The sequence below is a fragment of the Pseudomonas serbica genome (assembly GCF_028823535.1).
Lineage (GTDB): Bacteria > Pseudomonadota > Gammaproteobacteria > Pseudomonadales > Pseudomonadaceae > Aquipseudomonas > Aquipseudomonas serbica.
The window spans coordinates 130,282-154,252 of sequence record NZ_JAQIYM010000012.1; the positions used below are offsets into that span (position 1 = coordinate 130,282).

The window sequence follows — 23,971 nt, forward strand, 5'->3', positions numbered from 1 at the left end:
GGGTGGTGCTGTTCTCAGGCTAGTACTTCGCACATGCCTATCGCCGAGCAATCGACGTGAAACGGTCCGAAAAAACCTTCATCGGATTTGATCGGCGGATTGCCGGCCAGCATGCCCATGGCCTTTGCCGTTTCGATGTTGCGCGCGATGTTGTGGTTGGCTTCGATGGCCCGGGCTACCCCGCCTATCGAACCTTGCCCTATCCCCAGCAAGGAAAATCCGTTGGTGATGAAGGCCAGGAATGCGATGACCAAAAGTTTGCAACGGTTCATGCTCCGCCCACTCCCGCCAGTTCTGCCGGATCGACCATCGCCTGTTGCGCGCGATGTTCGAACTGGATGCCAGGGTGCGCGACATGAATCGGTGGTTCGATACTTTGCTGCGACTGCGGCGAAAGACTGACAACCAGCACCATGACCAGGTAAAGACCGATAGCCACATAGGCGCCGTGTTTGGCTGAGGTGATGAGGGTGCTGGCCATGATGAGCTCCGTGGACATGTTTCAGAGTCCACAGAATCAATCAAAAAAGTACCGGTAACCAACGAGTCTGATGCATAGCAAATATCAACTTCGTTGATCATTGATCCAGACTATCTCAGTCTTCAATAAAACTCATCATGCGCTCGCGGGCAGCGTCGGGTTCGCCGGGAACGGGTACCGCAGCGGACAGGATTGGGGTCGAGTAGAGGAACAACAGCACAACGGCGAGACGCAGGGTCATTTTGGCAATCCTTTTCTGTAGAAGGAGGAGTCAAAAAATCAGCGTCAAATTTAGAGACATGGCCTCCTGATATCAAGCATTACAGGATGGCTTGTCGCAAACGCGTTATGCAGGAGCGACATCACTTCAACGCCTTTCGCGGCCTGGGCTTCGAACGGCAAGTGACTTCGCTCCTGCATAAAGGCGGCAGGACTGGAATTTCAGTGCTGGGCTTTGTGATCCAGCGCGGCGTAGAAGTTGGCACTCTGTTGCAGGTATTTCTGGGTGTAGCTCTGGGTGTGGGATTTCTTGTCGCTGATTTCAACGTTAGCACTGGCAGGCAGCGCAACGGTGGCGGAAATGGCGGAAGCGGCGATTACGGAGAAGAGATTGAAGTTCATGCGGGTGTACCTCGAAGTCAGTTGGCTTGCGTGCCCGGTGGGGCCGTGAAGCAAACTTAACCTTCGAGGCTTAGCAGCTTGAAATGCTTTGTAGCACTTCCACATATCACCCGCATTGATAGAAGGATGCAGGCCCCACCACACGAGGCCTGCGGCCTATTGACGCACCAGGAATTTCAAGTCGCTGGGCGCATCCATCGGCAGCTTTTGCACGGTTTTGCCCAGCAAGCCGGTCGTGGCATCGCGTTCGACGACGATAATCTGGTTGCTTTTCTGGTTGGCGATCAGCAGGAACTTGCCACTTGGATCAAGGCTGAACTCCCTTGGATGATCGCCCTCAACCGCGCGACGTTGCAGTTCCTTGAGATGGCCGGTCGCCGGGTCGATGGCGAACACCAGCAACTGGTTGGCGGTGCCACGGTTGCTGACATACAGAAACTTGCCGTCCTTCGATGCATGCAATGCCGCGGCGGCCTTGTCCGAAACCGGTTGGCCGGCAGCCAGATCGACCCTCTGGGTTTGCTCGAGCTTGCCGTCACGGTAATCGAACACCGCCACTTGCGCGCTCATTTCCATGGTCAGCCAGGCATGTTTGCCATCGGCACTGAACAGCAAATGGCGCGGCCCGCTACCGGGTGGCAGCTGGACGAATGCAGGAGTGGCCGGGGTCAACGGCAAGTCAGGATTGGCCTTGGGGTCGAAGCGGTAGGCGAACACCTTGTCTGCCCCCAAGTCGTTGGAAAAAACGTATTTTCCGTCCGGCGACGAGACCGTCGAATGCACATGCGCCGACATCTGCCGCTCGGGGTTGACCCGGCTGGCCGTATGGCTGCTCAACTGCACCACCGATTTGAGCGTGCCATCGGCCGCTACCGGTATCACCGCCAGGGTGCCGCCCGGGTCTTCAGCCACCGAGTAGTTGCTGACGAACAAATGGCTCGCATCACTGCTCAGGCTCGAATGCGTCGGCTCGTTGCCCAGGGTTTGCACCTGGTTGATCAGGCTAAGGGCATGAGTCTTGGGATCGATGGCGAAACTGCTCACGCGCCCGACCGGATCGGCCTGGCCCGGGCCGTTTTCATTGACCACGAACAGGCGCTGCTGGTCCTTGGACAGGGTCAGCCAGGACGGGTTTTCGCTCTTGACCACCTGCAGTGGCTTGGGGTCGATCTGTCCGGTGGCACTGTCGAAGGCCAGGCGATAAATGCCCTGGCTCTGGCCGGCCGTGTAGGAACCCACGAGCAATTGATAGTCGTCGGCGGCGGCCACCTGGACGCCCATTGCACCGATGCTGCCAGCGATCAACAGCGGCCAGAGGTTACGCATCCTGTTGATCATCATCGTCGTCGTTGTCGCCGCTGATGACATCGCCGAGGCAGACCAGGCGGTGTTCGCCATCGTTGTCGTTGATCAGCCAGCTTTGCAGGGTCGCATCGAACGTTGCCGCCTGAATTTGCGCGGGGGTGAACTCCCAGTGCAGGGCATTTCGACCATCCATGCATTCGATATGCAGGTTATCGTCTTCATCGAGGGCGAATTCGAAGGCATGCAGCCCATCGATTTCCACCATCCCGCAGTGTTCGAGGGCGTTTAGCAAGGTGTCTGTAACGGCAGTCATGGCAGTCAATCTTTGAATGGGAAAAACGCAATGATAGCTCATTGCGCCTCATACCAATGTGGGAGCGGGCTTGCTCGCGAAAGCGATGGGTCAGGGACATCCCTATTGATTGGTCGGCCTCCTTCGCGAGCAAGCCCGCTCCCACAAGGAATCGTATTTGGCTGTTAGATCGCTTCACGAGACGGTTGGCCATCCACCAATCGCTGAATGCGCAGTGGATTGCTGTTTTTCAGCGCATCCGGCAGCAAGCTATCCGGATAGTTCTGGAAACATACGGGGCGCAGGAAGCGGTCGATGGCCAGGGTGCCCACCGACGTGCCGCGGGCATCCGACGTCGCCGGATACGGCCCGCCATGGACCATCGAATCGCAGACCTCCACGCCGGTTGGGTAACCATTGAGCAGGATTCGCCCGACCTTCTGCTCCAGCAACCCGGTCAGCTCGCTGAACTGCTCGAAGTCCGCTTGCTCGCCGAGGATGGTCGCGGTCAATTGGCCGTGCAACCCGTTCAGCGCGGCGCTCAGTTGTGCCTGGTCCGCCACTTCGACCACCACGGTGGTCGGGCCGAACACTTCCGCTTGCAGGACTTCATCACCCTCGATCAGCAGGCTGACATCAGCTTTGAACAGTTGCGGCTGCGCCTGCCGCCCTTGTTGCGGATGGCCCGCCAGGTGCTCGATACGAGGATGATCGAGGAGCGCTTGCAAGCCCTTCGCATAGCTGCCCAGCGTCCCGGCGTTGAGCATGGTCTGCGCCGGTTCATCGGCCATCATGTCGGCCAGTAACTGGAGGAAGGCCGTGAACTGCGGCGAGCGGATGCCGATCACCAGGCCGGGGTTGGTGCAGAACTGACCGCAACCCTGGACCACCGAAGCCGACAGGCCACGGGCGATGGTTTCCGTGCGCGCCAGCAGCGCCTGGGGCAGCACGATCACTGGGTTGATGCTCGACATCTCGGCGAATACCGGGATCGGTTGCGGGCGAGCCGCAGCCATGTCGCACAAGGCTCGACCGCCTTTTAGCGAACCGGTAAAGCCCACTGCCTGGATGGCCGGATGCTTGACCAGTGCTTCGCCCACCCCACCGCCATAGATCATATTGAACACGCCGGCCGGCATGGCGGTTTTTTCCGCCGCGCGAATCATCGCATCGGCTACCTGCTCGGCCGTGGCCATGTGGCCGCCATGGGCCTTGAACACCACCGGGCAGCCGGCGGCCAAAGCCGACGCGGTGTCGCCCCCGGCCGTGGAAAACGCCAGCGGAAAATTACTCGCCCCGAATACTGCCACCGGCCCCAGCCCGATACGGTATTGGCGCAGGTCGGGACGCGGCAATGGCTGACGCTCAGGCAAGGCCCGGTCGATGCGCGCGCCATAGAAATCGCCACGCCGCAGCACCTTGGCGAACAGGCGCATCTGCCCGCTGGTGCGGCCACGCTCGCCGATGATCCGTGCGGCAGGCAGCGCGGTTTCGCGGCACACCAGGGATACGAACTCATCCCCCAGCGCATCCAGTTCATCGGCGATCGCATCGAGAAATTGTGCGCGACGCTCGGCACTCAAGCGGCGGTAAGCCGGATACGCCGCGGCGGCGGCCCTGGCGGCGGCGTCGACTTCGTCGGGCGTCGCCTGAATGAAGGCGTAGGGCAATGCCTCACCGGTTTCGGCGTCGACGCTGTGCAAAGTCACGCTGCCCAACGCGCTGCGCTGGCCGCCGATGTAGTTGTGGCCAAGAATTGGGGTCATAGGTACCTCCTTAAAGAGTGCCGACGGTGCCGGGTGCGAAAGCCGCATCGACAGGAGCGATGCCATTGATCAATGGCGCGCCGAATTCACCCTGGCTGATCTCGAACACATCGCCAGGTTGCGTGCGAATGCCATCGGCAAAGGACAGGGTCGCGGTGCCGAAGAAGTGAATGTGCACATCACCCGGACGCAGGAACTGGCTGTACTTGAAGTGGTGGTACTCAAGGTTCGCCAGGCTGTGGCACATGTTCGCCTCGCCGCTGAGAAACTCGTCCTGCCACAGCACCTGGCCGTCGCGCAGGATGCGGCTGGTACCAACCAGGTGTTGCGGCAGTTCGCCGACCCGCAGCTCTGGTCCATAGCTGCAACTGCGCAGCTTCGAGTGGGCCAGGTACAGGTAGTTCTTGCGCTCCATGACGTGATCGGAAAACTCGTTGCCGACGGCAAAACCGAGGCGGTACGGCTTGCCGTCGTGACCTATGACGTACAGGCCGCTGAGTTCGGGCTCTTCTCCGGCGTCTTCGGCAAAGGGTGGCAGCGGGAACGGCTGGCCAGGGCGTACGACGATGCTGCCGTCGCCCTTGTAGAACCATTCCGGCTGCACACCCGCCTGGCCCGTCGCGGGTTTGCCGCCCTCCACGCCCCACTTGAAGATGCGCATGGTGTCGGTCATCAAAGCTTCATCACCGGCCTGCTGGTGCATCTTGTCCCGGGCCGACGCGCTGCCCAGGTGGGTCAGGCCGGTGCCACTGACCAGCATGTGCGCCGGGTCCGGGTGATCCAGCGGTGGCAAGATGCGCAGCTGCGCCAGCAGCTCGGCGTAGTCATGGCTGATGCCCAACCCGAGGCTGCGCACCTGCTGCTCAAGATTGACCCCCGCCTCGATGGCCGCCAGCGCCAGGTCGCGCACCGTGCGGGCGTCTTGGACTTCACGGACCAATCCTTCCTCGACCACGCCTACGCGGCGTTCGCCGTTACTCAATTCGAACTGAACCAAACGCATGAATTTTCTCCATTATCGAAAACGCTACAGATCCAACTGTGGGAGCGGGCTTGCTCGCGAAGAGGTCGTCACATACAACGTCACAGGTGACTGACACTGCGCATTCGCGAGCAAGCCCGCTCCCACAGGGGTGATGGTGATTGCCAAATGTCTGGGTCAGGTGCGGGTCGCGCCACGGGCACTGGCGGCGAACTCATCCGCCGGCAACACATGCTTGCGCTCCAACAGGCGATACACCACACCGGTCAACACCAGGCCGAACAGCATCACGCAGGACAGGAAATACAGCCCCGACGCCAGGTTGCCGGTGTATTCCTTGAGTGCGCCAATCACGAACGGACCGATGTAGCCGCCCAGGTTGCCCACCGAGTTGATCAATGCAATCCCCGCCGCCGCACTCGCGCCGGCAAAAAAGCGACCGGGCAAGGTCCAGAAAATCGCCGTGCAGGAAAACAGCGAGAACGCCACCAGGCACAACGCCGCCAATTGCAACACCGGCACCGAGAGCCACGCGCTGAAGAACAAGCCGATGGCACCCAACACGTACAGCACCGCCAGATGGCCGTAACGATCATTCAATCGATCGGAGCTGCGCGGGATGATCAGCAGACCAATAATCCCGAAGATGTACGGCACCGATGAGACAAACCCGGTCACCAGGTCGGTGCCGCCAAACTGCTTGATCAGGGTCGGCAGCCATAGGCCCAGGCCATAGATGCTCAGTGTCACCGGCAGGTAGAACAGCGCCAGCAGCAATACGCGTTTGTCCTTGAGGGCGTGCAGCGGGTTGCCGTGACGGGTCTGGCCGTACAGTTCCAGGTCCTTTTTCAGCTCGCCACTGAGCCAGTCCTTTTCCGCCTGATCCATCCATTTCACCTGTTGCGGACCATCCGGCAACCAGCGCAGCACCGGCCAGGTCAGCAGGATCGCCGGGGTGCCGATGACGATGAACAGCCACTGCCAGCCATGCAGGCCAAGAATGCCTTCCATGCCCAGCAGACCGCCGGACACGGGCCCGGTGATCATCATCGCGATAGGTTGGGAGAGGATGAACAGGCCCAGGATCTTGCCGCGATGGCGCACCGGGAACCACTGGGTGATGTAGTAGAGAACGCCTGGAAAGAATCCGGCTTCCGCTGCACCGAGCAGAAAGCGCATCAGGTAAAAGCTGTTCGGCCCCTGGACGAAGGCCATGCCGATGGTGATGGCGCCCCAGGTGACCATGATCCGCGCGAACCAGCGCCGCGCACCAAAACGGTCAAGCATCAGGTTGCTGGGGATTTCCAGGAGGAAATAGCCAATGAAGAACAGCCCCGCGCCCAGCCCGTACGCCGCGTCACCCAGACCGATGTCGGCGCCCATGTGCAATTTGGCGAACCCTACCGCGGAGCGATCCACATAGGCGATCAGGTACAGCAGGATCAGGAAGGGAATCAGTTTCAGCGTGATGCGACGTATCAGCCGCAGTTCCTGGCTCATGAGATCGGTCTCCGATTGTTGTTTTTATAGAACCTCGGGGGACGCCTCTCACGGCAAACCGTCAGGGCCATCCCTCCGCTGAAAAGGACTATATAGTAATACTATTTAACCAACAACACTTCCAAAGAGACGAATTTGCGCTTATGTTACGCTTCAGCTCGAACAATATAGTCATACAATAAGAGAAGCGATCATGTCTGATAAGAAACCCACCCTGCGCTCCGCCCAATGGTTTGGCACCGCCGATAAAAACGGCTTCATGTACCGCAGCTGGATGAAGAATCAGGGCATCGCCGACCACCAGTTCCATGGCAAGCCGATCATCGGCATTTGCAATACCTGGTCGGAACTGACCCCGTGCAACGCGCATTTCCGCCAGATTGCGGAACACGTCAAGCGCGGCGTGATCGAGGCCGGGGGCTTCCCGGTGGAATTTCCGGTGTTCTCCAACGGTGAATCCAACCTGCGCCCAACCGCCATGCTGACCCGCAACCTGGCGAGCATGGACGTCGAAGAAGCGATTCGCGGCAACCCCATCGATGGCGTGGTGCTGCTGACCGGTTGTGACAAGACCACCCCGGCATTGCTGATGGGCGCGGCCAGTTGCGACGTGCCAGCGATCGTCGTCACTGGCGGGCCGATGCTCAACGGCAAGCACAAGGGCAAGGACATTGGCTCGGGCACCGTGGTCTGGCAGCTCAGCGAACAGGTCAAGGCCGGCACTATCACCATCGATGACTTCCTCGCGGCCGAGGGCGGCATGTCCCGCTCGGCCGGTACCTGCAACACCATGGGCACCGCCTCGACCATGGCTTGCATGGCCGAAGCACTGGGCACCTCCCTGCCCCACAACGCGGCGATTCCCGCCGTTGACGCGCGTCGCTATGTATTGGCACACATGTCCGGCATGCGTGCGGTGGAAATGGTTCGTGAAGACCTGAAGCTGTCAAAGATCCTGACCAAGGAAGCCTTTGAGAACGCGATCCGGGTCAACGCCGCCATCGGCGGTTCGACCAACGCCGTGATTCACCTCAAGGCCATCGCCGGCCGCATCGGCGTGGAGTTGGACCTGGACGACTGGACGCGCATCGGTCGCGGCATGCCGACCATCGTCGACCTGCAACCGTCCGGTCGTTTCCTGATGGAAGAGTTCTACTACGCCGGCGGTCTGCCAGCAGTATTACGCCGCCTCGGCGAAGCCAATCTGATCCCGAACCCGAACGCCTTGACCGTCAACGGCAAATCCATCGGCGAGAACACCAAGGATGCGCCGATCTATGGCGAAGACGAAGTGATCCGTACCCTCGACAACCCGATCCGCGCCGATGGCGGGATCTGCGTGTTGCGCGGCAACCTGGCGCCGCTGGGTGCGGTGCTCAAGCCCTCCGCCGCCAGCGCAGAGCTGATGCAGCACCGTGGACGTGCGGTGGTGTTCGAAAACTTCGACATGTACAAGGCGCGGATCAACGATCCGGAACTCGACGTGGACGCCAACTCGATCCTGGTCATGAAGAACTGCGGACCCAAGGGTTATCCGGGCATGGCCGAAGTTGGCAACATGGGCTTGCCGGCCAAGCTGCTGGCCCAGGGCGTGACCGACATGGTGCGCATTTCCGATGCGCGCATGAGCGGTACGGCGTATGGCACCGTGGTGCTGCACGTGGCACCGGAAGCGGCGGCCGGTGGGCCTTTGGCGGCGGTGAAGGAAGGCGACTGGATTGAGCTGGACTGCGCCAGCGGCCGGTTGCACCTGGACATCCCGGATGCCGAACTGGCGGCCCGCATGGCGGACCTGCAACCACCCCAGCAATTGCTGGTGGGCGGCTATCGCCAGCTGTACATCGACCATGTGCTGCAGGCGGATCAAGGGTGCGACTTCGACTTCCTGGTCGGCTGCCGTGGGGCCGAAGTGCCGCGTCATTCTCACTGATTACACAAAGCCCTGTGGGAGCGAGCCTGCTCGCGAAAGCGTAGTGTCAGTCAATATAAGTGTTGAATGATAAACCGCCTTCGCGAGCAGGCTCGCTCCCACATTTGCTCCATGCCCGCCTCAGTATTGTGCCGTGCCTGTTATCATGCCCGCATCTCCACCGCCCAGGACCGCGCCGTTCCCCATGGATTACCGCAAACCCTCCGACCGCAAAAGCATGCACTCGCGCATCGTCCAGGAACTGGGCATGCAGATCGTTTCCGGACGCTTCCAGCCCGATGACAAGCTGCCTGCCGAAGCCTTGCTGTGCGAGGAATACGCGGTAAGCCGGCCCGTCTTGCGCGAAGCCACCCGTGTGCTGGTCGCCAAGGGCCTGGTGTATTCCCGTCCACGGGTCGGCACGGTGGTCAAGCCGCGCAAGGAATGGCACATGCTTGACCCGGACGTCCTGCATTGGCTGATGCAAAGCAGCCCGCAAAACCAGTTCTTTGACCTGCTGACCAGTGTGCGCAGCATCATCGAACCGGCCGCCGCCGCACTCGCCGCGCAGTTCGCCACCGACGCGGATATCGCCGCCATCGGTGAAGCCTACCAACGCATGGAAGCTGCGCCGACGCCGGAAGCCTTGCTGCAACCGGACCTGGATTTCCACAGCCGTATTGCCGATGCGACCCACAACGACTTGCTGGCGAACCTGTGCAACATGCTCTCGGTAGCGATTGCCGAGGCGTTGAAGCATTCCAACCAGCGGCCGAACCTGCATGAGCTGGCCCTGCCACGGCACAAGGCGATTCTCACGGCCATCGAAAATCGCGATGCGCTGGGTGCGCGCCATGCCACGCTGGTGCAGCTGGATGATGCGCGCAGTGCGTTGAATGTGGTGCTTGGCAGCGATCCTTCATAAAACACGATCCCCTGTAGGAGCTGGCTTACAGCGATGGTGTGTCAGACACATTGATGTCGGCTGACACGCCATCGCTGGCAAGCCAGCTCCTACAGGGGTTGGTTGTGAATTTGAGATGCAAAAAAGCCGCAACCAGGGTTGCGGCTTTTTCATTTCAGCGTGGATCAGTGAGCAAACAACGAATTGCCCTTCTGCCCCGCCAGTTTCTCCGGCTTGATCAGGAACCGCGCCAGCGCCGGCAGCAGCCACAGGGCGCCGAACATGTTCCACAGCAACATGAAGGTCAGCATCAGGCCCATGTCGGCCTGGAACTTGATGGCCGAGAAGATCCAGGTGCACACGCCGATCGCCAGGCACAAACCGGTAAACAGTACCGCCTTGCCGGTGGATTTCAGCGTCTGGTAGTACGCCTCCTGCAACGGCAGGCCAGCACGCAGGAAGCTTTCCAGTCGGCTGTAGATGTAGATGCCGTAGTCCACGCCAATCCCCACCCCGAGCGCCACGACCGGCAGGGTCGCGACTTTCACGCCGATGCCCATGAAGGCCATCAGCGCGTTGCCGAGTACCGAGGTCAGCACCAGTGGCAGCACGATGCACAGGGTCGCCGCCCAGGAGCGGAAGGTGATCATGCACATGACCGCGACGCAGATGTACACCAGGATCAAGATGGTCAGTTCGGACTTCTTGATCACTTCGTTGGTGGCTGCCTCGATTCCCGCGTTACCGGCCGCCAGGATGAACTCCAGGTTCTCGGTATTGTTCGCCTTGGCGAACTCCTGCACCGCATGCACCGCACGATCCAGGGTTTCGGCCTTGTGATCGTTGAGGAACACCAGTACCGGCGCCAATGAACAGCTGTTGTTGTACAGGCCATCGGCACGGGCGATGGAGTTGTTCAGCACGTCCGGGTTACGCGACAGGGTTTCCCATTTCAGGTTGCCCTCGTTCATGCCCTTGATCATCTGCTTGGACACGGTGACCAGGGAAATCGCCGACTGCACGCCCTCGGTGTTCTGCATCTTCCACATCAGCTCGTCGATCGGCGCCATGGCTTCGTAGCGCGAGCAGCCTTCGGCCTTGGTCTTGACCATCACCACCAACACATCGGAACTGGTGGAGTAGTTGCTGATGATGAAGTTGTTGTCCTTGTTGTAACGCGAGTCCGGGCGCAGTTCCGGCGCGCCCTGGTCGAGGTCACCGATTTTCAGGTTCTGGCTGTACCAGAGGCCGCCGCCAAAGGCGATCAGTGCCAGCAGAATGGAAACCGGGGCCACTTTCGCGCTGGCAAAGTTCGCCAGCAGGCGCCAGAACGGATGTTCACGCACCGCGTCTTTCTTGCTGCGCTCGACCGCACGCTTGCTGATGCCGACATAGGAAATCGCCACCGGCAACAGGATCAGGTTGGTGAATACGATTACCGCCACACCGATGGAAGCGCCGATGGCCAGCTCACGGATGACACCAATATCGATGATCAGCAGCGTGATGAAGCCCACGGCATCGGCGAGAATCGCGATCATCCCCGGCAGGAACAGCTGGCGGAATGTGCGTCGCGCGGCCGTCAGGGCGTTTTCCGCTTCGCTCGATTGCAGGGCGATACCGTTGATCTTCTGCACGCCGTGGGAAATACCGATGGCGAAGATTAGGAACGGCACCAGCATCGAGTACGGATCCAGCCCGAAGCCGAAGAAGTGCATCAAGCCCAGCTGCCAGATCACGGCCACCAGCGTTGTGCTCAACACGGCGACGGTACTGCGCAGGCAGTTGGTGAACCACAGCAGGAGAATCAGGGTGATGACGAAGGCGATGCCGAAGAACATCACGACCATCACCAGGCCGTCGATCAAGTCACCGACTTTCTTGGCGAAACCGACGATGTGGATCTTCACGTTCGGGTTCTGTGCTTCGAACTTGTTGCGGATCTTGTCTTCGAGCTCGTGGGAGAACTTGCGATAGTCCAGCGCCAGCAACTTGCCCTGGTCCTGCGGGTCCGGGTAGGACTCCAGCAGCGGGATGTCGACGATACTCGACTTGAAGTCGTTGGCCACCAGCCGCCCGACCTGCCCTGACTTGAGCACGTTGTTGCGCAGCAAGTCGAGGCTTTGCTGGGAGCCGTTGTAGCTCTGCGGAATCACTTCACCGCCCGCGAAGCCCTCTTCGGTCACTTCCGTCCAGCGAATGCTCGGGCTCCACAGCGACTTGAGGCCGGAGCGATCGACACCGGAGATATAGAACACCTCGTCGTTGATCTGGCGCAGGGTCTCCATGTATTCCTTGGAGAAGATGTCGCCATCGGTGGCTTCCACCGAAATGCGCACGGTGTTGCCCAGGTTCGCCAGATCGTTACGGTGCTCCATCATCTTTTGGATGAAGGGATGCTCGAGCGGGATCATTTTTTCGAAGCTGGTGGACGGCCGGATCAGCGTCGCCTGCCAGAACAGGAAAATACTCACCAGCAAGCAGATCGTAATCACTGCCGGGCGGTTGTTGAAGATCAGGCGCTCGAGGAACGTCGCCTTGTCCTGATGATGTGTGCTTAAGGAAGTCATCGCTGCGCCTTCTTATTATTAACCCGGCTCATTTGCCCAGCTCTGCGCCGTTCGGCGAAGTGGCGCGAACGCCGCCCTGTCCAACCAGAATCAGATTGCCATTGCCTGCGGCGACCACCGACGAGAGCGAGATACGATCCCGACGGTTAAAGACGCTGAAGGTTTCGCCGTTGTCGCTGCTACTGATCACGGAACCGCCGTTGCCAACGATCACGATCGACCCATCGTCAAGCAATGTAGCGCCGGACAGGCCGAATTCCAGATTACCGCGTTCAGCCTTGAGTTCGACTTTTTCCCAGTTGCTGCCGAAATCCGTGGAGCGGTAGAGGTTGCCGCGCAGACCATACGCCAACAGCGTATTGGGTTGCGCGGTGCCGATCACACCGAACAGCGAACCCTCATACGGGCCTTCGAGCTTTTCCCAGGTCTGGCCCCAATCGGCCGAGCGGAACATGCTGCCCTGCTCGCCCACGATGAACAGGCCGGCATCCTTCACCGAAGTGATGGCGTTGAGGTGGAACTGGTCTTCGTTGTCCAGGCGATCGCTGACGTCTTCCCAGTTTTTCCCGCCGTCGGTGGTGGCCATCAACGCCCCATAGGCGCCCACGGCAAAGCCGCTGCTGGCGTCCTGGAACCAGACGTCGAGCAGTGGCGATTCGCGTTTCAGGTCTTCGAATTGCTTGGTCCAGGTGATACCGCCGTCCTCGCTGGCGAGGATCTGCGCATCATGCCCGACGGCCCAGCCGTGCTTGTCATCGACAAAGAACACCGAGGTCAGCAGCTGCCGGGTTGGCACCTTGGCCTGTGTCCAGGTCGCGCCCTGGTCATCGGAATACAGAATGTGCCCGCGATCCCCGACCGCCACCAGGCGCTTGCCGGCGTGCGCGACATCGAGCACCAGGCTTTTGCTGGCCTTGGCCGATTCAACGGAATAAACAACGTCGGATGCCGGCGCGTCAGCGGCCAGCACCGGTGCCGGTGCCGACCACACGGCACAGCCCAACAGCGAGAGCGCTGTAGCCAGCAACGCGAACTTGCGCAATGCCGGCGGGCGGCAGGTACCCACACCCATGACAGGCTCACTCATAGACCTTCCCCCATTATTATTGTTAGGTCATTCAACCTTTCAGGGCGCCGTAAGGGGTATTCGCGGGTTGACCTGTTTCACATAGTCTTGAAACCCGCAATCCAGAGCCCCTTCGGAAGCTGGCTTATCCTATCGGTGTTTTTGAAGGGCTGACAATCGACGGCACGTTATGTTTTGTTAACCGCAGGGGGATGGGGTATTTCTGAATGATTGGGTATCAGGTGGGGTGATTGCTGTCTTCAGGATTTAGGTTTTGGGTTCGTGTACATATCCGTTACCTACATAACGGATCTGTACACAGTCAATAAAAACAGGTCGGCTGTCTGGCCGCCATCGCCAGCAAGCCGGCTCCTACAGGTTGATCGGTGTACACCTGTGGGAGATATGCCCTCGCAGGGTCCGAGTGAACCCTGCGGGAACAACACCAACCTCAAGCCAGGCTTTTGCTGACCACTTCAAACACATCACTGGACAGCTGACCCGAAGCCCGAATCCGCTCCAGCTCACCCTTCATCAGTGCCTGGCGAGCATCATCGTATTTGCGCCACCGAGTCAAAGGCGCCAACTGCCGCGAAGCAATCTGCGGATTGAAGCCGTTCAACTCGATCACCAGGTCCGCCAGGAAGCGATACCCGAAACCATCCGCCGCATGGAAGTTGATCAGGTTCTGCCCGGCGAATGCGCCGATCAGCGCCCGTACCTTGTTCGGGTTCTTGATGTTGAACGCCGGGTGCTGCATCAATGCCTTGACCCGATCCAGGCCACCGGGCAACACACTGCCGGCCTGGACGCTGAACCACTGATCCATGACCAGCGGGTTGTCCTTGAAGTGCTCGGCGAAGCTGGCCAGGGCCTTGGCTTTTTGCTCTTCGAACGGCGAGTTGACCAGCACGGCGAGCGCGGTCAGGCGTTCGGTCATGTTGTCGCAGGCCTCGAACTGTTCCAGCGTCGCTGCCAGCACTTCAGGCTTGCCGCTGAGCATCAGGTACGACAGCGCAATGTTCTGCAATGCACGACGGGCGAAATGCTCGGCTTCGGCCACGTACGGAGTCTGCTTGGACAGGTCGCGGTTGGCCTGGTAACGCAGCCATAGCCCTTCGAACAACGCATCGGCCAGTTGTTTGCGGGCAAACTCGCGGGCGATGTGGATGGCTTCGACATCAGCGACTTCACTGATTTCGGTGAGATAGGCTTCGCTTGGCAGCGACAGCATTTCGGCGACCATCGCCTGGTCCAGCGACTCATCCGACAGAACGGTCCGCAAGGCCGCAACCAGACGCTGATCCAGCACCAGCGCTTCGCCCTTCTGCTGTTGGGCGATCAGTTCCTGCAGTACCTGCACCGACAATTGTTGACCGGCATCCCAGCGATTGAAGCCGTCGCTGTCGTGCTGCATCAGGAACATCAGTTGGTCACGGTTATACGGGAAGCTCAGTTTCACCGGTGCCGAGAAGCCCCGCAGCAGCGAAGGCAGCGGCTGTTCGGCGATGTCGACGAAAGTGAACGTCTGCTCGGCTTCGGTTACCGAGATGACGCGGGAAGTGCCTTGCGCCGCCGCCTCACCGGCAAGGCGCAGAGCCATTTCACCGCCCTGGCTATCCAGCAGGCCGAGTTCGACCGGAATCACGAACGGCAGTTTTTCCACCTTGTCCGGCGTTGGCGGGCAGCTCTGGCGGAAGGTCAGGCTGTAGGTTTTCGCCGCGGCGTCGTAGGACTCGCTCACCGCCAAACGAGGTGTGCCAGCCTGGCTGTACCAGCGCTTGAACTGGGTCAGGTCGACGCCGTTGGCATCTTCCATGGCCTTGATGAAGTCATCGCAGGTCACGGCCTGGCCGTCATGGCGTTCGAAATACAGGTCACTGCCCTTACGGAAGCCTTCGGCGCCCAGCAGGGTGTGGATCATGCCGACCACTTCCGAGCCCTTTTCGTACACGGTCAGGGTGTAGAAGTTGGAGATCTCGATGAAGCTGTCCGGACGCACCGCGTGGGCCATGGGACCTGCGTCTTCGGCGAACTGGTGGGTACGCAGGTAGGCGACGTCCTGGATGCGCTTGACCGTCGCCGAGTTCATGTCGGCGGAGAAGCCGGAATCGCGGAACACGGTGAAGCCTTCCTTGAGCGACAACTGGAACCAGTCGCGGCAGGTTACGCGGTTGCCTGACCAGTTGTGGAAGTATTCGTGGGCCACGATGGCCTCGACCCGCTGGTGCGCGGCGTCGGTGGCGGTCTCGGCCTTGGCCAGCACGGCGCTGGAGTTGAAGATGTTGAGCCCCTTGTTCTCCATGGCGCCCATGTTGAAGTCATTCACCGCGACGATCATGAAAATGTCCAGATCGTACTCGCGACCGTAAACCTCTTCGTCCCAGCGCATGGATTTTTTCAGGCTGTTCATGGCGTGCTGGCATTTGTCGATGTTTTCCGGCTCGACATAGATGCGCAGGGCCACGGTGCGCTCGCTCATGGTGGTGAAGCTGTCTTCGACGCACCACAAATCACCGGCCACCAGGGCAAACAGATAAGCCGGTTTCTTGAACGGATCTTCCCAGGTCGCCCAGTGCCGGCCGTCTTCGCCGGGACCCGAGGCAATCGGGTTGCCGTTGGACAGCAGCACCGGATAGCTGTGCTGCTCGGCGACCACCGTGGTGGTGAACGTGCTCATCACGTCAGGGCGGTCGAGGTAATAGGTGATCTTGCGGAAGCCTTCGGCCTCGCATTGGGTGCAGAACATCGTGCCAGACTTGTACAGGCCTTCCAGCGCGGTGTTGGTTTCCGGGTGGATCTTGACGCTGGTGTCGACCGTGAAGTTGGTGCTGGTCGGGTGCAGGGTCAGGTGATTTTCGGTCAGCTGGTACTGGCCTGCGCAAAGTTCCTGGTCGGCCAGAGTGACCGCCAGCAGTTCCAGCTGTTGACCATCCAGCACCAGCGGCGGCAGGCCCGGGCCACGCTCGGGGTTGCGGCGCATCACCAGTTGCGCATGGACCAGGCTGTGGTCCTCGAACAACTCGAAGGTCAGGTGCGTTTCGTCGATCAGGTACTCGGGCGCCTGATAGTCCTTGAGGTAGATCATCTTCGGTTGTTCGGTGCGCATGCTGGAGTCCTTAACGATGCACGGCGAGCTGATAAGCCGTGTATTTACGAATGTTGATCACGCCGGTATCGAAAATCAGGTATTGGCCCTTGATTCCCATCAGCGTGCCCTCGGCAATCGGGTTCTTGTCCAGGTTGAAGCTGACGATCTTCGCCGGGTACTGCTCGACCGGAAAGCGGATCTCGAGCGGTTCAACGTCGGCAATCGTCTGGATCGCCTGCAGGCCGAATCGTTCCTGCAAGCCTTGCAGGCCCTCGGCGCAGCTGTCGAACAACTGGTCACGGATCTGCGGCAGATCCACCGACACCGCATCGCCCTTGAGCAAGGCACGCCAGTTGGTCTTGTCGGCGACCTGGCTGCGGAACAGGTCTTCGACGAAGCCTGATTGCTGGCGGGTCGCAACGCGCATGATCGGCAACGCCTGACTGGCGCCCTGGTCGATCCAGCGGGTCGGCAACTGGGTGGCGCGGGTGATCCCGACCTTGACCCCTGAGGAATTCGACAGGTAAACGATGTGATCGGTCATGCAGAACGTCTGGCCCCACTCCGGCTCCCGGCAGGTGCCGGCGTCGAAATGGCAGCGTTCCGGGCTCATGATGCACACGTCGCACTGGGCCAGCTTGGTCATGCACGGGTAGCAGTAACCCTGGCTGAAACTGGTCTTGGTCTTGCGTCCGCAATGGGTGCAGTGGATCGACCCCAGGTATTCCAGGCGCACCGTGGTGCCGATCAACGGATTGACCGGAACCTCGACGTCGCCCAGGCGAAATGCGTATTGCACGTTCGGCCCGTCCAGGCGCGCCGACATTTTACTGATTGCACCGCGGCCAATCTCGATCAATGGATGGCATCCGACTTGAACAGGATATTGGGCACTTGAATCGACTTGGAGCTACATTCCTGCGGGCCCATGTAGCCAGTACGTTCTTCTTCAGGCAGGTTCTTGATTTCCCAGGCGATCATCGCCTGCAACGACAGTTCGCGTTGTTCGGCGGTGAGCTTGCCACCATCGGACCATTTTCCGATTTCCACCGCCAGCTTCAGGCTCTGGTAGATGTCCGGGGTGATGTTCTTGATCATTTCGTTAAAAGAGGACATTGGGTCTCCGTGCTCTTTGAATCACATAAAAGTTTTAGGCGGCCAGTTTACGGCGGTTGTACAAACCACCCAACAAGCCGGTCAAGCATCCGACGAGCAACCCGCCAACGTGGGCCGCGTTGGCAATTTCGCCGAAGCCGATCATCGAGACCAGCCCGGACAGGCACAGCAGCAGCCATATCAGCATCATCGCCAACACCCCACGGGGCAGACGATAGGCGCTGTTCGGCGACAGAACCTGAAAGATCCAGCAGTGCCCGAGCAGGCCGTACAGCACCCCGGACAAGCCGCCAAACAGGGTCGGGCCGCTGAAGAGATACTGGGCATAGTTGGACACGAGGCTGAACAACAAGGTCAGGCCGATGAGATTGACACTGCCCTGGCGCGATTCGATGCGCCGCCCCAGCTCCCAGTACCACATGCCGTTCATGGCCAGGTGCAGGATGCCGAAGTGGATCAGCATCGGCGTCACCAGGCGCCACCATTGCCCCGCTGCCAGGCTGTCCGCCAATGGCACGAAATGGATGTACTCGCCGACCACGCGAAAATCGAGAAACGTCAGCCAGCGCAAGGTGGTCAGGTTATCGCCAAGCAACGTCAGCGCGCCGACGACCAGGCTCAGCAGCAGCACCGTCGCGGTGGCTTTGCCATGGCGGAGCTGCGAGGCGAAGTTCGGTCGACGAGTCGACTGTGCCACCGGAATGTCGAGTTTCTGCTCCGGATCGCCCTGCGGATAACGTTCGTACAACACCCGCACGTCGTCGCTGATGTTCGCCGGCACCCACAGCACCTGCTCACCCGCTTCCTCGCTGACCCGATGCGGTACCTGCATGCGTTGCAGCAACTGGACGAAACCACTCAGATCGACCGCCAGCGGCAGGCGCAAGACTGCGATGGTGCTCATTGCAACACCTCCGGTCGCTCGACATCGACCCAGACGAATTTGTGCGGGTCGAGCCGGCTTTCCTGGTCCAGGCGATAGGCCACCAGCTTTCCGTAGAGCACTGCACTGTAGTCCAGGCACGCCAGGTTCGGACGAATCGGCGCCGGTTTGCCGCTGCGCCAGTAATGGCCGACGAACAGCAACGGCTCGTCGGCGCCGTAGCGCAGCAGGTTGTTTTTTTCCGTTGACGACAGCGGGGTTCGGGCCACCGGGTCGGGTAATGCGTCAGGCTGGAACACGATGTCTCCGTAGGTTTGCGGATCGTCTTCCCAGAATTTGGTCCGGAAGAACGAGCGTGTCAGGCCGTCGCCACTGGTCATGGTCAGGCCATGGGGCAGGCGCATGTCGGTACCACGCAACAGGCGGTCGAACACGGTGCAGGCGAAACTGCCGGGGATGGCCGAGGCCTGGAGGAAATGCTCGTCGACGCAGCCATCGGGGAACAAGGCCCGCAGCGGCTCGATCAAGCCGGCGTCCCAACAGGCATGCACCACCCGGAAGCGCCCGGCATCGACGAACAGCGGCAGTTCATAGAACCACTGCTGGAAGTCATGCCAGTCCGCCGGATGGTTTTCGAACTGGGTCAGGGTCTCGTGCAGCAGGCGCGCATGGCGCGGGGTGTGCTCGCGCACGAACTGCTTGCCGCTGCCAGGCAGTGCCGGGGTGACCCAGCCCAGGGCGTTGAACTCGTGGTTGCCCATGATGCACAGCGCCTGGCCAGCTTCGACCATATCGTGGACGATGTGCAAGGCCTCGCGAATCCGCGGTCCGCGGTCGATGATATCGCCGACGAACACCGCCATGCGCGAGGCATGGCGCCAGACGCCCGCTTGCTTGTGGTAACCGAGCCGGTCGAGCAAGTGCTCAAGGGTCAGAGCGCAACCGTGCACGTCACCGATCAGGTCGTAGCTACGCGCGGGATCGAGCATCAGTCGCCTCCACCACCCAACCGGCTGCCCCAGCCGAGCTTGGTCCGGCACACTTCATAGTAGTTGTGGTCGAGCGGGTGGATCAGCCGCAACTTCTGGGCTTTCTTGCTGATGGTGATGGTGTCGCCGGGCGCACAGGTAAAGTGGTTCTGCCCGTCACACGAGACTTGCGGGTAGATCTGCATATCCTTGGACACGACGATTTTCAGCTCACTGTTGCCATCGACCACAATCGGCCTGCCTGACAAGGTATGGGGGTACATCGGCACAATCACAATAGCGTCGAGCTTGGGATGCATGATCGGGCCACCGGCAGAGAGCGCATAGGCCGTGGAGCCGGTCGGTGTGGCGACGATCAGGCCGTCGGCTTTCTGACTGCAGACGAACTGGCCATCGATGTACAGTTCGAATTCGATCATGCGCGTCGATTTGCCGGGGTGCAGCACCACATCGTTCAGCGCATCGCCCTGGCCAATGGCTTCGGCATGACGGCGAACTTCGGCCTGCAGCAGGAAGCGGTTTTCTACCAGATAGTGGCCGTCAAGCACTTCGGCGACCTTGACTTCCAGCTCATCGGGGCGGATGTCGGTGAGAAAGCCCAGGCTGCCACGGTTGATGCCGAGCACCGGGATATTGTGCTTGGCCAGGGCTCGGGCCGCCCCCAGCAGACTGCCATCACCGCCCACCACGATGACCATGTCACAGACCTCACCCAGCATCTTGCGCGACGAGGTTTGCAAACCGTGGCCCGGCAGGACTTCGGCAATGGTGTCTTCGAGGATCACGTGCAGGTGACGATCGAGCAGAAAACGTTTCAGTCGGCGTACGGTATCCAGCACCTGGGAACTGCCCAGGCGACCGATGATGCCGATATTGCGAAATTGCTCCATGGGGCCCCTAAGCTCTGCGACGGCGAAAAGCACGATTATGGGCGAAAGCGCGGCATAGACAAAATCCTTTCAGCCTCAAGGTGTACCCACGATTCGGGCTATGCTCGCAAGATGATCCTATTTCCAGATTTGCTGCAGTTACCCCACCAGTTGCGCCACCCCGAAGTGCGCGACCTGGCGTGGGTCATCCTCGCCCCGCCGATGCTCAGCGCCACGCCATGGCCGCAACGTCATCCGCTGGCCGGCAGCGACTGGGTGCAGGCCCCGGAACACCTCGAAAGCTGGCTGCGAAAACTGGATCGGGACAGTTACGGTTTGCTGCACTGGCTGGCCCAGGCCCGTACCCGACGCCTGGGCCTGTACTATGAGCGTCTCTGGCAGTTCGCCGTGCAGCATGCGCCGGGTATCGAGTTGATTGCCGCCAATATGCCGATCCGCCGCGAAGGTCACACCCTGGGCGAGTTGGACATGCTGCTGCGCGATCGCGATGGCGTGCATCACCTGGAACTGGCGATCAAACTGTATCTCGGCCCGCAAAATGGCGACGGGCACGACACTGCGCAATGGCTCGGCCCGGGTTGCCACGATCGGCTGGACCGCAAACTGGCGCACCTGAGCCAGCATCAACTGCCGATCTCCGCGCGCCCGGAGAGTCGCGAAGTGTTGGCGGCGCTGGACATCCGGCAGTTCAACGCGCATTTGTGGCTGGGCGGTTATTTGCTCTACCCGTGGCCGGGGCAGGCCGCATCACCCAGTGGCGCGCACCCGCAGCACTTGCGCGGTCGCTGGTTGCATCAGAAGGACTGGTCGGCGTTTTTCGCCCAGAGTCCGCCGGGCCGCTGGCAACCCTTGCCCCGCCATGCCTGGCTGGCACCGGCGCACTACCCGGCGGAGCAGACGTGGGACGAGGAACAACTGAATGCCTGGCTGAGCGATCTGGAGCCGCTGGCGCCAGCGCAACTGCTGGTGCGCCTGACGGAAAATGCCCTGGGCGATTGGGAGGAAGCCGAACGATTGTTTCTGGTGGCGGATCTTTGGCCGAATGTGCCGGGGCAAGGTTGAGTTTCTTGGCGTCTGAACTGGCCTCTTCGCGAGCAGGCTCGCTCCCACAAGGGACTGCATTTGAACTGTGGGAGCGAGCCTGCTCGCGAAGGGGCCGTCTCGGTTACAACCGAATCACATGCCCCACCACCGGCGCGACCTCTCCATGAAACAAACGGCAAATAACCGCCTGGGCCGCCTCGTAACCCTGACTCTCCACCACCTCCAGCAACGGCGATTCTCCGGCCGTCACCTTCTGGAAAAACGCCAGCAACCCCTCACCGATGTGCTGACTGACACCTTCCGGCCCCCAATCGGCATTGCGTTTACGGATCTGGATTGGCGCAAAGAAGAACACCGGTTGCGGCCCCTCGATAGCCGTCAACCGGGCCTCATCGGTGCTCTGTGCCGAGCCGGCAAAGCAGCTGTAGACCAACCGCCCGGCAAAATGCCGGTGCACCCGGTCACGCAGATCCAGGTCGCCGGAAAAATCCACATACAGCGTAGGACGGTCATTGGGCAGGCTCGCCAGCTCCGCGTAAGACACCACTCGCTGGTAACAACCGAGGGCCTCGACAAAGGCTTTATTGCCGGCCGAGGTCAGTGCTACCCGTTCCAGCTCGGGATGATCACCCAGACAGGCTGCGCTGCCGTAGGCGGTTTTGCTCGAAGCGCTGGAGAACACCAGTCGGGTTGCGCCGAAGAACTGCTTGTCCTGCAAAAAGTCTGCGAGCATTGAAGAGGTCAGGAACAGCGGCTTGAGCAAAATCTGCAGGTTTTCGGTTGCCGGGCTGTAGTACGAATCCCAGCTGCAACGGGTGTATTGGTTGTATGCCGAGGTCAACCCGAGTCGATGCTCGGCACCGTCGTAGAAACCACGCTCGGTGACCCGCTCGGGGCGCATCCAAAGATGACTGGCCAGCGGAAAGTACCCGTAGAAGCGCTCCCCAACCTTGATGCCCGACACCTCAGAGGCCACGACGTCGGCAAAGCCCCAGGCTGGGACATGCCCCCAGTCCGGCAAACCTGTAGGGAAAAATCCCCAGTAGTTCATCGAATGGCCATAGGCGGCGTAGGTAATGTTGTTGGTCGTCAGCGCGCAACGGTCAATCTTCAGAATCACCTCGCCGACTGCCGGGATCAGGCTTCGTTGCACTCGTTCGATCCGGCTTTGGTCAAGGGCGTTTTTACGGGTTATCAGCCGTGTTACCGTACTTGAACTTTGCATCTTTCCAGTCTCCTGCTGCGCAAGTGTGGCGGGTAGCACCAGAGTAATGGCAGCCGATGAAGAGCGGGTTCGGAAACTCCAAGGGCGGCGAGCCCACCGTCAATCCCCGGGCAAAACCGCTGAAACGGCCGAGCCAGGCCCGGGCGATTTTCACCGTCGAAGCGATTTACCAGGCTTTTGTTCGGATTTGGCAGAGAAATGGCTGGTCCGGCTTGACCACCCGGGAGGTGGCCCTGGAGGCTGGCGTAGCGATTGGTACGCTGTATGACTATTTCCCGAGCAAGGAGGCTTTGCTGTCCGGTTACATACGGCATCAACTGGATGCCCTGTTACGGCACCTGGATGAATCCGTTGTCAAAGCGAATGACCTGGACTGGCCGACCCGGATCAAACGCCTCATCTACATGACCTGCAATCCCTTTGATGCTCGCCAGCCCCTGTTCAACCATGCCGTGTCGCTCATCGAACACCAGATCGCCGAGCCGAAACATCATCGAAGGGTGTTCGACGAACTGTCACGAAAATGGCGTGAAGCGTTCGCGGCCTGTACCGACTTGCCAGTACAGCCCTCCCAGGCAACGATCGATGCCTGGGTCATCATGGCTTGGGGTGGACGGCGTTACTGCGTCACCGCGCAACCTGCGGCGGCGCAAACCGCCGCATGGTTGTCGGAAATGGAAACGCTGATCTGTGGCCGACTGGCCAGCGCTATGTAATCCCAGCCATCAAAGCTTTTTGTGCTGTTCGACCCACTTCCCGTAGGCATCGATAAACTTTTGCAGGAACGGCCTGACCGATTCGGACAGGTTGCCCGCCTCGTCAAACGCCGAACCGGCGCCACCCAGGTAGGCTTCCGGCTGCTGCATCATCGGCACATCGAGAAACACCATGGACTGGCGCAGGTTATGGTTTGCACCGAACCCACCGACCGCACCCGGCGAAACACTGATCACTGCCCCCGGCTTGCCACTCCAGGCACTCTTGCCATAGGGCCGCGAACCCACGTCGATGGCGTTTTTCAACGGGGCCGGCACTGAACGGTTGTATTCCGGGGTGACGAACAGCACTGCGTCGGATGAACTGACTTGTTGTCGGAAAGTACTGTAGGCTGCCGGCGGTGAAGCACCATCGATGTCTTCGTTGTAGAGCGGCAGATCACCGATTTCGACGATGTTCAGCTTGAGGTTGGCCGGCGCCAGATCCGCCAGCGCGAGGGCGACCTTGCGGTTGATCGATGCTTTGCGCAGGCTGCCAACCACTACGGCGATGTTATAGACGTTGCTCATGGATGACTCTCGATTGTCCGTGGGAGGAGCCTGTAGTTATAGATGATCAGG

At 60.4% G+C, this 23,971-nt stretch carries 23 protein-coding genes; 4 read left to right on the forward strand and 19 right to left on the reverse strand.

Features of this window, described 5'->3' with window-relative positions; translation table 11 throughout:
• Nucleotides 1-14 precede the first annotated feature (14 nt).
• The 9 genes from NQL71_RS20635 to NQL71_RS20675 form a co-directional block, all read right to left on the reverse strand.
• Nucleotides 15-272 carry a hypothetical protein gene (locus tag NQL71_RS20635; protein WP_077183782.1) on the reverse strand — a complete coding sequence of 86 codons (258 nt, stop codon included), beginning with the start codon at nucleotides 270-272 and terminating at the stop codon, nucleotides 15-17.
• Nucleotides 269-481, reverse strand: coding sequence for a hypothetical protein (locus tag NQL71_RS20640; protein ID WP_046818075.1), 213 nt, complete (start codon nucleotides 479-481; stop codon nucleotides 269-271). The genes NQL71_RS20635 and NQL71_RS20640 overlap by 4 nt, the downstream gene beginning before the upstream one ends.
• A 115-nt stretch (nucleotides 482-596) precedes the next feature.
• Nucleotides 597-722, reverse strand: a complete 126-nt coding sequence (locus NQL71_RS20645) for a hypothetical protein (RefSeq protein WP_265183385.1) — start codon at nucleotides 720-722, stop codon at nucleotides 597-599.
• Between the two features lie 200 nt (nucleotides 723-922).
• Nucleotides 923-1,102, reverse strand: coding sequence for a hypothetical protein (locus NQL71_RS20650; protein ID WP_007941320.1), 180 nt, complete (start codon nucleotides 1,100-1,102; stop codon nucleotides 923-925).
• Between the two features lie 156 nt (nucleotides 1,103-1,258).
• Nucleotides 1,259-2,428, reverse strand: a complete 1,170-nt coding sequence (locus tag NQL71_RS20655; RefSeq protein ID WP_274643187.1) for a lactonase family protein — start codon at nucleotides 2,426-2,428, stop codon at nucleotides 1,259-1,261.
• Nucleotides 2,421-2,762 carry a DUF5629 family protein gene (locus NQL71_RS20660; protein ID WP_248687506.1) on the reverse strand — a complete coding sequence of 114 codons (342 nt, stop codon included), beginning with the start codon at nucleotides 2,760-2,762 and terminating at the stop codon, nucleotides 2,421-2,423. Before NQL71_RS20660 ends, NQL71_RS20655 begins: the two co-directional genes overlap by 8 nt.
• A gap of 122 nt (nucleotides 2,763-2,884) precedes the next feature.
• Nucleotides 2,885-4,465 (reverse strand): aldehyde dehydrogenase (NADP(+)), encoded by a 1,581-nt coding sequence (locus NQL71_RS20665; RefSeq protein WP_248687507.1) that lies wholly within the window; start codon nucleotides 4,463-4,465, stop codon nucleotides 2,885-2,887.
• A gap of 10 nt (nucleotides 4,466-4,475) precedes the next feature.
• Complete coding sequence (gene araD1 / locus NQL71_RS20670; protein WP_077183787.1) at nucleotides 4,476-5,468, reverse strand: AraD1 family protein; 993 nt, start codon at nucleotides 5,466-5,468, stop codon at nucleotides 4,476-4,478.
• Nucleotides 5,469-5,624: 156 nt separating this feature from the next.
• A complete protein-coding gene (locus tag NQL71_RS20675) occupies nucleotides 5,625-6,947 on the reverse strand; it encodes an MFS transporter (protein ID WP_046818071.1) in 1,323 nt (440 codons plus the stop codon).
• A 193-nt stretch (nucleotides 6,948-7,140) separates the two neighbouring features.
• Between NQL71_RS20675 and NQL71_RS20680 the strand changes: the two genes are divergently transcribed.
• Both NQL71_RS20680 and NQL71_RS20685 read left to right on the forward strand, forming a co-directional pair.
• Nucleotides 7,141-8,877, forward strand: coding sequence for an IlvD/Edd family dehydratase (locus tag NQL71_RS20680; protein WP_046818070.1), 1,737 nt, complete (start codon nucleotides 7,141-7,143; stop codon nucleotides 8,875-8,877).
• Nucleotides 8,878-9,061: 184 nt separating this feature from the next.
• Complete coding sequence (locus NQL71_RS20685) at nucleotides 9,062-9,781, forward strand: FadR/GntR family transcriptional regulator (protein WP_274643217.1); 720 nt, start codon at nucleotides 9,062-9,064, stop codon at nucleotides 9,779-9,781.
• Between the two features lie 164 nt (nucleotides 9,782-9,945).
• On the opposite strand, the gene NQL71_RS20690 is transcribed toward NQL71_RS20685, so the two are convergent.
• The 8 genes from NQL71_RS20690 to NQL71_RS20725 all read right to left on the reverse strand — a co-directional run bounded on the left by NQL71_RS20690 (nucleotide 9,946) and on the right by NQL71_RS20725 (nucleotide 20,365).
• Nucleotides 9,946-12,330, reverse strand: a complete 2,385-nt coding sequence (locus tag NQL71_RS20690) for an efflux RND transporter permease subunit (protein ID WP_046818068.1) — start codon at nucleotides 12,328-12,330, stop codon at nucleotides 9,946-9,948.
• 28 nt (nucleotides 12,331-12,358) lie between these two features.
• Nucleotides 12,359-13,417: a YCF48-related protein gene (locus tag NQL71_RS20695; protein WP_274643188.1), complete on the reverse strand. Its 1,059-nt coding sequence runs from the start codon at nucleotides 13,415-13,417 to the stop codon at nucleotides 12,359-12,361.
• Between the two features lie 430 nt (nucleotides 13,418-13,847).
• Entirely contained in the window at nucleotides 13,848-16,505 is a 2,658-nt protein-coding gene (pepN, locus tag NQL71_RS20700; RefSeq protein WP_274643189.1) for an aminopeptidase N, read from the reverse strand.
• Between the two features lie 10 nt (nucleotides 16,506-16,515).
• Complete coding sequence (locus NQL71_RS20705; protein WP_077183792.1) at nucleotides 16,516-17,346, reverse strand: DUF2797 domain-containing protein; 831 nt, start codon at nucleotides 17,344-17,346, stop codon at nucleotides 16,516-16,518.
• The gene (locus NQL71_RS20710) at nucleotides 17,343-17,603 is read right to left on the reverse strand and encodes a YeaC family protein (RefSeq protein WP_020799300.1); all 261 of its coding nucleotides are present in this window, start codon (nucleotides 17,601-17,603) and stop codon (nucleotides 17,343-17,345) included. The genes NQL71_RS20705 and NQL71_RS20710 overlap by 4 nt, the downstream gene beginning before the upstream one ends.
• Nucleotides 17,604-17,637: 34 nt before the next feature.
• Nucleotides 17,638-18,507: a rhomboid family intramembrane serine protease gene (locus NQL71_RS20715; RefSeq protein WP_046818064.1), complete on the reverse strand. Its 870-nt coding sequence runs from the start codon at nucleotides 18,505-18,507 to the stop codon at nucleotides 17,638-17,640.
• A complete protein-coding gene (locus NQL71_RS20720) occupies nucleotides 18,504-19,478 on the reverse strand; it encodes a metallophosphoesterase (RefSeq protein ID WP_410454527.1) in 975 nt (324 codons plus the stop codon). The genes NQL71_RS20715 and NQL71_RS20720 overlap by 4 nt, the downstream gene beginning before the upstream one ends.
• Nucleotides 19,475-20,365 (reverse strand): NAD(+) kinase, encoded by an 891-nt coding sequence (locus NQL71_RS20725; RefSeq protein WP_027923400.1) that lies wholly within the window; start codon nucleotides 20,363-20,365, stop codon nucleotides 19,475-19,477. The genes NQL71_RS20720 and NQL71_RS20725 overlap by 4 nt, the downstream gene beginning before the upstream one ends.
• Before the next feature lie 111 nt (nucleotides 20,366-20,476).
• On the opposite strand from NQL71_RS20725, the gene NQL71_RS20730 reads away from it, so the two are divergent.
• Nucleotides 20,477-21,427 (forward strand): DUF1853 family protein, encoded by a 951-nt coding sequence (locus NQL71_RS20730; protein ID WP_046818062.1) that lies wholly within the window; start codon nucleotides 20,477-20,479, stop codon nucleotides 21,425-21,427.
• Nucleotides 21,428-21,530: 103 nt separating this feature from the next.
• Here NQL71_RS20730 and NQL71_RS20735 read toward each other — a convergent pair whose 3' ends face one another.
• Nucleotides 21,531-22,634 (reverse strand): DUF2855 family protein, encoded by a 1,104-nt coding sequence (locus tag NQL71_RS20735; protein ID WP_166620187.1) that lies wholly within the window; start codon nucleotides 22,632-22,634, stop codon nucleotides 21,531-21,533.
• 56 nt (nucleotides 22,635-22,690) lie between these two features.
• Here NQL71_RS20735 and NQL71_RS20740 point away from each other — a divergent pair, with 56 nt between their 5' ends.
• Nucleotides 22,691-23,350 (forward strand): TetR/AcrR family transcriptional regulator, encoded by a 660-nt coding sequence (locus NQL71_RS20740; protein WP_077183793.1) that lies wholly within the window; start codon nucleotides 22,691-22,693, stop codon nucleotides 23,348-23,350.
• 9 nt (nucleotides 23,351-23,359) lie between these two features.
• Here NQL71_RS20740 and NQL71_RS20745 read toward each other — a convergent pair whose 3' ends face one another.
• On the reverse strand, nucleotides 23,360-23,920 hold the full coding sequence (locus NQL71_RS20745) for an NADPH-dependent FMN reductase (RefSeq protein ID WP_046818059.1): 561 nt from the start codon (nucleotides 23,918-23,920) through the stop codon (nucleotides 23,360-23,362).
• Between the last annotated feature and the right edge of the window lie 51 nt (nucleotides 23,921-23,971).